An 8,970-nucleotide genomic window follows, 5' to 3' on the forward strand; every position below is an offset into this window, starting at 1 on the left:
ATGTGATCGGGACCCAGACCTTCGACGAGCAGACCGCCTTTGTGGGCCGGGTCGCCTACGTGCCCTACAAGACCGACGACAGCCTGATCCACCTGGGCGCCAACACGGTGGTGGTTATCGACCCGGCGGCGTCGGGTCCGGACGTGGCGCCCGGCGCCGCCGCCAACATCCGCCTGCGCGAGCGCCCGGAGCTCAGGGTCGACGGCACGCGGCTGGTGGACACCGGCAACATCGACGCCGAGGGCGCGACCGCCGTAGGCCTGGAGTTCGCCGCCCAGCGCAAGGCGCTGCACGTGCAGGCCGAATACTACCGCATCGATGTGCAGCGCCGGGCGAGCGCCCTGTCCGACCCGAGTTTCGGCGGCTGGTACGTGCAGGGCGCCTGGACCCTCACCGGTCAGCCGCGGCGCTATTCCATCGCCACCGCCACCTTCGACGCGCCGCGTGGCGACAGGCCGTTCAGCCGGGGTAGCGGCGACTGGGGCGTTTGGGAGCTGGCGGCGCGCTATTCGGCGCTGGACCTGGACTACCGGGCCGGAGCGCCCGGTTCCGCGGCAGCCGCCTCGGCGATCCGCGGCGGCGAGCAAAAGATCGTGACGCTGGGCCTCAACTGGTACCCGAATGCAGCGGTTCGCTTCCAGGCAGACTATCAGCATGTGGATGTCGACCGGCTGTCGCCCGGCGGGACCGCCTTGGGCGCAGGCGAGCCGACCCCGCCCGCCGGCGCCCAGATCGGTCAGACGCTGAACATCTGGTCGCTGCGCACCCAGTACGCCTTCTGATTTTCCCGCGGACAGACGAGACAGCCATGACCAAGACCCTGATCACCCGCCGGGGGGCGATCGCAGCCGGAGCCGCGGCCACCGCGGGCCTGGGTGCGGGCGCCCTGATGGGCGATGACGCCGAGGCGCAGGCCAAGGCCATCACCCTGCTCAACGTCAGCTACGACCCGACGCGCGAGCTCTACAAGGACGTCAACGCCGCCTTCGCCAGCTACTGGAAGGGGCGGACCGGCCAGACGCTGAACATCAACCAGAGCCACGGCGGTTCCGGGCGCCAGGCGCGCTCGGTGATCGACGGGCTGGACGCCGACGTGGTGACCCTGGCGCTGGCTCACGACATCGACGAGATCGCCCAGCGGGCCCGGCTGCTGCCGGCCAACTGGCAGAGCCGGCTGCCCAACAACTCGGCCCCCTACACCTCGATCATCGTGTTCCTGGTGCGCAAGGGAAACCCCTGGAAAGTCCGCGACTGGGGCGACCTGGTGAAGCCGGGGATCGGGGTGATCACCCCCAATCCGAAGACCTCGGGCGGTGCGCGCTGGAACTACCTGGCGGCCTATGCCTGGGCGCTGAGGCAACCCGGCGCCACGCCGGCCACGGCGCAGGCCTACCTCGGCCGGCTGTTCCGCCAGGTCCCGGTGCTGGACACCGGCGCGCGGGGGTCGACCACCACCTTCGCCGAACGCGGCATCGGCGACGTGCTGCTGGCCTGGGAGAACGAGGCCTATCTGTCGCTGGACGAGTTCGGGCCCAAGTTCGACATCGTCTATCCGAGCCTGTCGATCCTGGCGGAGCCTGCCGTGGCGCTGGTGGACAGGAACGTCAACCGCAAGAAGACCCGCGTCCAGGCGCAGGGCTACCTCAACTTCCTCTACAGCCCGTTGGCCCAGGATCTGGTCGGCAAGCACCACTTCCGGCCGCGCAATCCCGACGCCGCGAGGAAGTACGCCGGCAAGTTCAGGACCATTCCCCTGGTCACCATCGACAGCCAGTTCGGCGGCTGGAAGAAGGCCCACGCCATCCACTTCGCCGACGGTGGCGTCTTCGACCGGATCTACCGGAGCTAGGATGGCCGCCCCCGCCCAGACCTTAGCGCCGCGCGCGCGCCGACGATGGCGCGAGCCGTCGATCCTGCCGGGCTTCCCACTGGCGCTCGGCTGGACGCTGACCTGGCTGGGGCTGATCGTCCTGCTGCCGCTCACCGCCCTGGTGCTGCGGCCGTGGGAGGTTGGCCTTAGCGGCATCTGGGCGACGCTGACCGAGCCGCGGGTGCTGGCGGCCCTGCGCCTCTCGTTCGGCGTCTCGCTGCTGGCGGCGCTGGTCAACGCCCCCCTGGGCCTGATCGTGGCCTGGACCCTGACCCGCTATGATTTCCCCGGCCGCCGGCTGGTGGACGCCTTGGTGGACCTGCCGTTCGCCCTGCCGACCGCCGTGGCGGGGATTGCGCTCACCGCCATCTATGCGCCCACCGGCCCGCTGGGCGCCCTGTTCGCCCAGGTGGGGATCAAGACGGCCTATTCGCCCACAGGGGTGTTCATCGCGCTGCTGTTCATCGGCCTGCCGTTCGTGGTGCGCTCCGTGCAGCCAGTGCTGCAGGACGTGGACCGCGAGGTGGAGGAGGCCGCCCAGACCCTGGGCGCCACTGATTTCCAGCGGCTGGTGTTCGTGATCATGCCGGCGATCGCCCCGGCGCTGATGAGCGGGGTGAGCCTGGCCTTCGCCCGCGCGGTCGGGGAGTACGGCTCGGTGATCTTCATCGCCGGAAACATGCCGATGGTCTCGGAGATCGCGCCCCTGCTGATCGTCATCAAGCTGGAACAGTACGACTACGCCGGCGCCGCCACCGTGGGCCTGGCGATGATCGCCATCGCGTTCGGCGCGCTGCTGGCGGTGAACGCCCTGCAGGTGGTGATGTCGCGGCGGGGCAGGGCATGACGCCCGCGATCCGCCTGCCGGGCCTGGCGCCGCTGATGCTGCTGATCACCCTGTCGGTGGTCGGCGTGCTGATCGTCTTCCCCCTGGGGGTGGTGTTCCAGCAGGCGCTGTCCAAGGGTATCGGCCCCTACCTGGAGCCCCTGCGCCAGCCCGACGCCCTGGCGGCCATCCGCCTGACCCTGACGGTTGCCGCCATCTCGGTGCCGCTGAACGCGGTCTTCGGCGTGGCGGCCGCCTGGGCGATCGCCAAGTTCGAGTTCCGCGGCAAGAGCTTCCTGCTGACCCTGATCGACCTGCCGTTCTCCATGTCGCCGGTGGTCTCGGGCCTGGTGTGGGTGCTGCTGTTCGGCGCCCAGGGCTGGTTCGGACCCTGGCTGATGGACCACAACATCAAGGTGATCTTCGCCACCTCCGGCCTGGTGCTGGCGACGGTGCTGGTGACCCTGCCGTTCGTGGCCCGCGAGCTGATCCCGCTGATGGCCGACCAGGGCTCGGACGAGGAGGCCGCGGCCCTGACCCTGGGGGCCAATGGCTTCACCACCTTCTGGCGGGTGACCCTGCCCAACATCAAGTGGGCGCTGCTCTACGGCGTCCTGCTCTGCAACGCCCGTGCCATGGGCGAATTCGGCGCGGTGTCCGTCGTCTCCGGCAGCGTGCGCGGTCTGACCACCACGCTGCCGCTCCACGTCGAGGTGCTCTACAATGACTATGACTTCGTCGGCGCCTTCGCGGCGGCCTCTCTCCTTGCCTCCCTCGGGCTCGTCACCCTGGTCCTCAAGACCGTCCTCGAATGGCGATACGCCGGTGAACTCGCTGCCACACGCAAGCACTAAGTCACCCCTGTCGCTGGAGATCAGCGGGATCTCCAAGTCGTTCGGGCGCTTTCCGGCGCTGAAGGACGTGTCCCTGCAGGCCCACGACAAGGAGTTCCTGGCGCTGCTGGGGCCCTCGGGCTCCGGCAAGACCACCCTGCTGCGGGTGCTGGCGGGGCTGGAGAGCCCCGACGCCGGAGAGGTGCGGTTCGATGGCGAGGATTTCCTGTCGCTCCCGGTGCGGCGGCGTCGCGTGGGCATGGTCTTCCAGCACTACGCGCTCTTCCGCCACATGACGGTGGCCCAGAACATCGCCTTCGGGCTGACGGTACGGCCGCGCGCGGAGCGGCCCGCCAAGGCGGCGATCCAGGAGCGGGTGAGGGAACTGCTGGCGCTGGTCCAGCTCGAAGGCCTGGAGAGACGCTTTCCGGCCCAGCTCTCCGGCGGCCAGCGGCAGCGGGTGGCGCTGGCCCGGGCCCTGGCCATCGAGCCCAGGATGCTGTTGCTGGACGAGCCGTTCGGCGCCCTGGACGCCCAGGTGCGGCGCGAGCTGCGCCGCTGGCTGCGCGAACTGCACGACCGGGCTGGCGTCACCACAGTGTTCGTGACCCACGACCAGGAGGAGGCGCTGGACCTGGCCGACCGGGTGGCGATCCTCAAGGACGGCGAGCTGATCCAGCTGGGCACGCCCAACGAGGTCTACGAGAACCCGGCGACCCCCTTCGTATTCGACTTCCTGGGCGCGGCCTGCCGGTTGCCCGGCGTGGTGGCCGAGGGCCGGCTGCTGGTGGCCGATTGGGAGACCAAGGCGCCCAAGACCGCGCCGACCGGGCGGGTGCAGGTGTTCTTCCGGCCCGACGAGGTGGCTTTTGCGCCCGGCGACGGCGCGGGCTTGGCGGCGCAGGTGCGGGCGGTGTCCTCGCGGGGCCCCGACGTGCGCATCGAGTGCCTGATCGAAGGCCAGGTGATGGAGCTGCAAACCCACGGCCACACCATGCCCCCCGGCGTGGCGCCGGGGCTGGCGGTGCGGATCAAGCCGCTGCGGCCGCAGGTCTACGCGGCCTGACGGCGCATCACGGTGGGTATCCGCAGGCCCGGTTGAATCCTTTCGGCGCGCCAGGCGTTTGGCTGGCGACAGGAGAGCCCGCATGCCCGCCAGCGAGACCACGCTCCAGCGACGCTTCTCGGTCCACGGCGTCGCCGAGGCGCCCGAGCGCTCGCACCTGATCGAGGGCCTCAGCTTCGAGGACGCCGCCCTGCACTTCATCGAGGACCATCATCCGGCGGCCAACGCGGACGACGAGATCAGCCTGTTGGTGGAAGATTGCGAGACCGGCGAGCGGCAGTGCTTCCGCGTCGATCTGGAGACCGGCGAGACGGCGCCCTGCGACTAGGGCGTGGCCTCATAAGGCCTGGCGGGGGCCCGCTTCCTTCCGCTACGTAAATGACCGCTCCCGACCCCCTTGCGGACTTTCGTGCCGCTGAACCCTTGCGGGCAGGCGGCGACGGTTGGTCAAGTCAGTCGCGGTTCCGCGCCAGGATCGCGACGCCGAGAAGTCCCGTCGCAGCGAAGCCGAAAAGCAGCGCCGGATTGCCGCCCAGTGCGTCCAGCGGGCCGATCAGCGCTGAACTCAAGGTTCGTCCCAGGTTCGCGGTCGCCATATACAGCCCGAACTGGGTGGCGGCGACGGCGGGCGCGCAGTGGCGCATGGCGATGGTGGACAGGCATATGGTGATCAAGAAACAGAGCGCATCGGTGGGGAGGATCAACAGGCTGAGCGGCCAGCCCTGAGTCCACCAGGGCTGCAGGGCCACCACCGCGATCCCAAGCCCCAGCACCCCTGCGAAGGCGAACATCGCGGTCCGCCGTTCGCCAACCCGTCCGATCAGCCAGCCGAACGCCAGCACCGCCAGTCCGCCGGCGATCAGGCTGCCCGTGGCCATCAGGCCGGAGACCTGCGGTGCGCTCCAACCCGCCACCTTGGCGCCGATCAGGGGAGCGATACCGGAGTAGAGCCCGGAGCCAGCCCCGCCCATCAGCAGGGCCGGCAGGAGCAGCAGGCTTGGCCCCCGGGTCATCGCCCTTCCGATCTCGCGAAAGATCGGCGCCCAGGCGCGCATCTGCACCGCCTCGCACTCCGCCGACGCGCAGCCTGCGGTCCAGGGCAGCAACCGTTCGCCGGGCCGTTCGCGGCAGACCAGCAGAAGCACAACGAGCAGGGTGACCGCCAGCGCCGCAATCGCCACGACGCCGGCCAGGCCGAACACCCCGATGCCGGCCCCCGCCGCCGCCCCGGCGCCGGCCATCCCCAGGGCCTGTCCGCCGAACATCAGGCTGTTGGCGCGCGGCCGCTCGGCGACCGGCACCAGGTCCACCGCCATCCCGTCCACCGCTACGTCCTGGAAGGTGGTGGCGATGTTGATCCCGAAGCTCAGCGCCGACAGAAGGGCGATGTCCCGGGGCCCGGGGTCGAAAACGGCGATCGCCACCAGCCCAGCCACGATCAGCATCTGCGAACCAATGAGCCATGCCCGCCGTCGCCCCATGGGCAGGTAGGTGAAGCGCTCCATTATGAAGCCGTTGGCGAACTTCAGGGTCCAGGGCAGCGACGTCGCCGAGAGGAACGCGCCCACCTCCAGCGCCGTGGCGCCATTGGTCGCCATCCAGGCGGGGATCGCCAGGTAGAACAGCCCGAGCGGCAGGCCCTGGGCGATATAGAGCAGGAAGATGATCCACAGCCGAAGTCGGCTGCTCTCCGAGACCGCGGGAAAGCTCGCCCGCGTCGCCACGATCGTCGTCATTCCCACCCCCAGTATGGCCCCGCCGATGATTGCTAGGGAGTGGCGACCCGAATGCAACCGACCTCAGGTTGCCCCGGCGAAGTGCGGTCCCGGCGCCCCCGCGAGGTCAGCAACGGTTGCAGGGGCGGTGTCAGTCAAACGGCAACCGGCCGTGTACGGAATCCACCCATCTCGGCCGTCGGCCTCCGCGACCCCGCCCGCACCGTGGAACTTTACGAGTACACGGCCTAGGCGCCCGAGCGGCCAGCCGCCGCCCGGGAGCCCGGCTGTTTCTGTCTAGAGCACGCCCAGCATCTCGGCGACCAGCGGGTGGCGCACGATGTCCACATCCTGGAGGCGGACCACGGCGATGTTGGGGACGGCTTCCAGCTTGGTGGCGACGGGACCCAGGCCCGAAAGCTCCGGGATCAGGTCCGACTGGTTGGGGTCGCCGGTGACCACCATGGTCGAGTGCCAGCCCAGGCGGGTGAGCAGCATCTTGAGCTGGCCGTAGGTGCAGTTCTGGGCCTCGTCGATGACCACGAAGGCGTTGTTGAGGGTGCGTCCGCGCATGAAGCCCACGGGGGCGATCTCGATGGCGCCCTCGGCCATCAGGGCGCGGACCCGCTTCATGGAGAGACGGTCGGAGAGCGCGTCGTAGAGCGGACGCAGGTAGGGGGCGAGCTTGTCCTCGGCGTCGCCGGGTAGGTAGCCGATGGATTCGCCGGCCTCCACCGCCGGGCGCGACAGGACGATGCGGCCGACGCTGCCGCTTTCCAGGGCTTCCACGGCCTTGGCGATGGCCAGATAGGTCTTGCCGGTGCCGGCCGGGCCCAGGGCCATGACCAGGTTCTTGTCGTCGATGGCCTTGATGAGCTGTTCCTGGCCCGGCGACTTGGCCTTGATGGTCTTCAGGTAACCCTGGTCGCGGTCCTCATTGTTGTTGTTGTGATGCGCCAGCGGCGACCAGCCCCGATCGAGCGGCAGCCTGCGGATCTTATCGTCGCCCTCGAACTGGCCGACGCCGAAGGCGCCTTCGCGCAGCTGTCGCTTCAGGGCTCGCTTGGTCATCAAGGCCTCCACAGGGACATGAAAAAAGGGCGTCCTGGTTGAGGAGCGCCCTTTGGGGTCGATAGGTAAGCACAGCAGCGGAGGCGTCCGCAGCCCGGGGGGCCGCTATCGAATGCTGGTCCGGGCGGGAAAGCCCGTAAGAACAACATGCTCAGCGCCATCAACTCCGCCCAGCGCGAGACGCGAGGCCGAAGCGGCCCCGCGGCGGCATCCGCAGGGGCTATCGCCCCCTCGAATCGCATCACTAGATTGATCCTAACTTGGTTTATGAAGTGTTAAACAGACGGATTGTCGCAAGAAACGGGGTGTGTTGATGAGTGTCTACAACTTGGGCAATGTGACACCTGAATTACCAAATGATGACGAATACTGGATTGCGCCCAGCGCATCGGTCATGGGCCGAGTGATTCTCAAGAAGAACGCCTCGGTGTGGTTCGGCGCCACCCTGCGCGGCGACAACGATCCGATCATCCTGGGGGAGAACTCCAACGTGCAGGACGGCAGCGTGCTGCACACCGACACCGGCTCGCCGCTGATCCTTGGCGACAACGTCACGGTGGGGCACCTGGTGATGCTGCACGGGTGTTCGATCGGCGACAATTCCCTGGTCGGCATCGGCTCGATCATCCTCAACGGCGCGAAGATCGGGAAGAACTGCCTGATCGGCGCCAACTGCCTGATCACCGAGGGCAAGGAAATCCCGGACAACTCCCTGGTGATGGGCGCGCCGGGCAAGGTGGTGCGCGCGGTCTCGCCGGCCCAGGCCCAGGTGATCATCGGCGGCGCGCTGCACTACGTCGAAAACTGGAAGCGCTATCGCCGCGAACTCCAGGCGACGGCTTGACGGACCCTGCGGCGCCCGCGCCAGCCTGGGCGCACAACGGGAGGACAACCGATGGCCTATGAGTTCATCAAGGTGGACCGCGAGGGACCGCTCACCATCTTCACCCTGAACCGGCCGGAGGTGATGAACGCCCTGCATTCGCCGGCGCACTTCGAGCTGGGCGAGGCGTTCGACGCCTTCGCAGCCGACCCGGAACAGTGGGTCGCGATCGTCACCGGGGCCGGCGAGCGGGCGTTCTCGGCTGGCAACGACCTCAAGCACCAAGCGGGCGGCGGCAAGATGGGCAGCCCGCCGTCGGGCTTCGCGGGCCTGACCTCGCGGTTCGACCTGACCAAACCGCTGATCGCCGCGGTCAACGGCGTGGCCATGGGCGGCGGCTTCGAGATCGCTCTGGCCTGCGACCTGATTATCGCCGCCGACACCGCCACTTTCGCCCTGCCGGAGCCGCGGGTGGGCCTGGCGGCGCTGGCCGGGGGCCTGCACCGGCTGCCCCGGCAGATCGGGACCAAGCGGGCGCTGGGCATGATCCTCACCGGCCGCCGGGTCTCCGCCGCCGAGGGCCTGGACCTGGGCTTCGTCAACGAGGTGGTCCCGGCCGCCGAACTGATGGCGGCGGCCAGACGCTGGGCCGGCCAGATCATCGAGCTGTCGCCCATGTCGATCCGCGCCTCCAAGGAGGCCGTCTATCGCGGCCTGGACGAACCCACCCTGGCGGCCGCTCTCAAGGGGCAGAGGGACTATCCCG

Annotated in this window: 10 protein-coding genes; 8 read left to right on the forward strand and 2 right to left on the reverse strand. The window is 69.1% G+C overall.

The window, feature by feature from the left end:
• From ACLL81_RS08990 to ACLL81_RS09015, 6 genes are all read left to right on the forward strand, one after another.
• A partial coding sequence (locus tag ACLL81_RS08990) for an OprO/OprP family phosphate-selective porin (RefSeq protein WP_411288004.1) occupies window positions 1–782 on the forward strand: 782 nt, incomplete at its 5' end.
• Between the two features lie 26 nt (window positions 783–808).
• On the forward strand, window positions 809–1,849 hold the full coding sequence (locus ACLL81_RS08995) for a sulfate ABC transporter substrate-binding protein (RefSeq protein ID WP_411288005.1): 1,041 nt from the start codon (window positions 809–811) through the stop codon (window positions 1,847–1,849).
• A 1-nt stretch (window position 1,850) separates the two neighbouring features.
• Window positions 1,851–2,717, forward strand: a complete 867-nt coding sequence (gene cysT, locus ACLL81_RS09000; RefSeq protein WP_411288006.1) for a sulfate ABC transporter permease subunit CysT — start codon at window positions 1,851–1,853, stop codon at window positions 2,715–2,717.
• A gap of 35 nt (window positions 2,718–2,752) precedes the next feature.
• The gene (gene cysW / locus ACLL81_RS09005) at window positions 2,753–3,550 is read left to right on the forward strand and encodes a sulfate ABC transporter permease subunit CysW (RefSeq protein ID WP_411288013.1); all 798 of its coding nucleotides are present in this window, start codon (window positions 2,753–2,755) and stop codon (window positions 3,548–3,550) included.
• Window positions 3,522–4,595, forward strand: coding sequence for a sulfate/molybdate ABC transporter ATP-binding protein (locus ACLL81_RS09010; RefSeq protein ID WP_411288007.1), 1,074 nt, complete (start codon window positions 3,522–3,524; stop codon window positions 4,593–4,595). Before cysW ends, ACLL81_RS09010 begins: the two co-directional genes overlap by 29 nt.
• An 82-nt stretch (window positions 4,596–4,677) precedes the next feature.
• A complete protein-coding gene (locus tag ACLL81_RS09015) occupies window positions 4,678–4,923 on the forward strand; it encodes a DUF5961 family protein (protein WP_411288008.1) in 246 nt (81 codons plus the stop codon).
• Window positions 4,924–5,047: 124 nt separating this feature from the next.
• Here ACLL81_RS09015 and ACLL81_RS09020 read toward each other — a convergent pair whose 3' ends face one another.
• Together ACLL81_RS09020 and ACLL81_RS09025 are read right to left on the reverse strand one after the other, a co-directional pair.
• On the reverse strand, window positions 5,048–6,331 hold the full coding sequence (locus ACLL81_RS09020; protein WP_411288009.1) for an MFS transporter: 1,284 nt from the start codon (window positions 6,329–6,331) through the stop codon (window positions 5,048–5,050).
• Window positions 6,332–6,607: 276 nt separating this feature from the next.
• Window positions 6,608–7,393: a PhoH family protein gene (locus ACLL81_RS09025; RefSeq protein WP_411288010.1), complete on the reverse strand. Its 786-nt coding sequence runs from the start codon at window positions 7,391–7,393 to the stop codon at window positions 6,608–6,610.
• Between the two features lie 301 nt (window positions 7,394–7,694).
• Here ACLL81_RS09025 and ACLL81_RS09030 point away from each other — a divergent pair, with 301 nt between their 5' ends.
• Together ACLL81_RS09030 and ACLL81_RS09035 are read left to right on the forward strand one after the other, a co-directional pair.
• Window positions 7,695–8,225 carry a gamma carbonic anhydrase family protein gene (locus ACLL81_RS09030; RefSeq protein WP_411288011.1) on the forward strand — a complete coding sequence of 177 codons (531 nt, stop codon included), beginning with the start codon at window positions 7,695–7,697 and terminating at the stop codon, window positions 8,223–8,225.
• A 51-nt stretch (window positions 8,226–8,276) separates the two neighbouring features.
• Window positions 8,277–8,970, forward strand: a 694-nt coding sequence (locus ACLL81_RS09035) for an enoyl-CoA hydratase-related protein (protein WP_411288012.1), incomplete at its 3' end; no start/stop codon positions are given.

The organism is Phenylobacterium sp. (genome assembly GCF_046590535.1).
In the GTDB taxonomy this organism is placed as follows: domain Bacteria; phylum Pseudomonadota; class Alphaproteobacteria; order Caulobacterales; family Caulobacteraceae; genus Phenylobacterium.

Excerpts from the sequence above, each read along its gene's own strand:
- ACLL81_RS09030 (WP_411288011.1), top strand. The coding sequence starts at position 7,695 with ATGAGTGTCTACAACTTGGGCAATGTGACACCTGAATTACCAAATGAT.
- ACLL81_RS08995 (WP_411288005.1), top strand. The coding sequence starts at position 809 with ATGACCAAGACCCTGATCACCCGCCGGGGGGCGATCGCAGCCGGAGCC.
- ACLL81_RS09020 (WP_411288009.1), bottom strand. The coding sequence starts at position 6,331 with ATGACGACGATCGTGGCGACGCGGGCGAGCTTTCCCGCGGTCTCGGAG.
- cysW (WP_411288013.1), top strand. The coding sequence starts at position 2,753 with ATGCTGCTGATCACCCTGTCGGTGGTCGGCGTGCTGATCGTCTTCCCC.
- cysT (WP_411288006.1), top strand. The coding sequence starts at position 1,851 with ATGGCCGCCCCCGCCCAGACCTTAGCGCCGCGCGCGCGCCGACGATGG.
- ACLL81_RS09015 (WP_411288008.1), top strand. The coding sequence starts at position 4,678 with ATGCCCGCCAGCGAGACCACGCTCCAGCGACGCTTCTCGGTCCACGGC.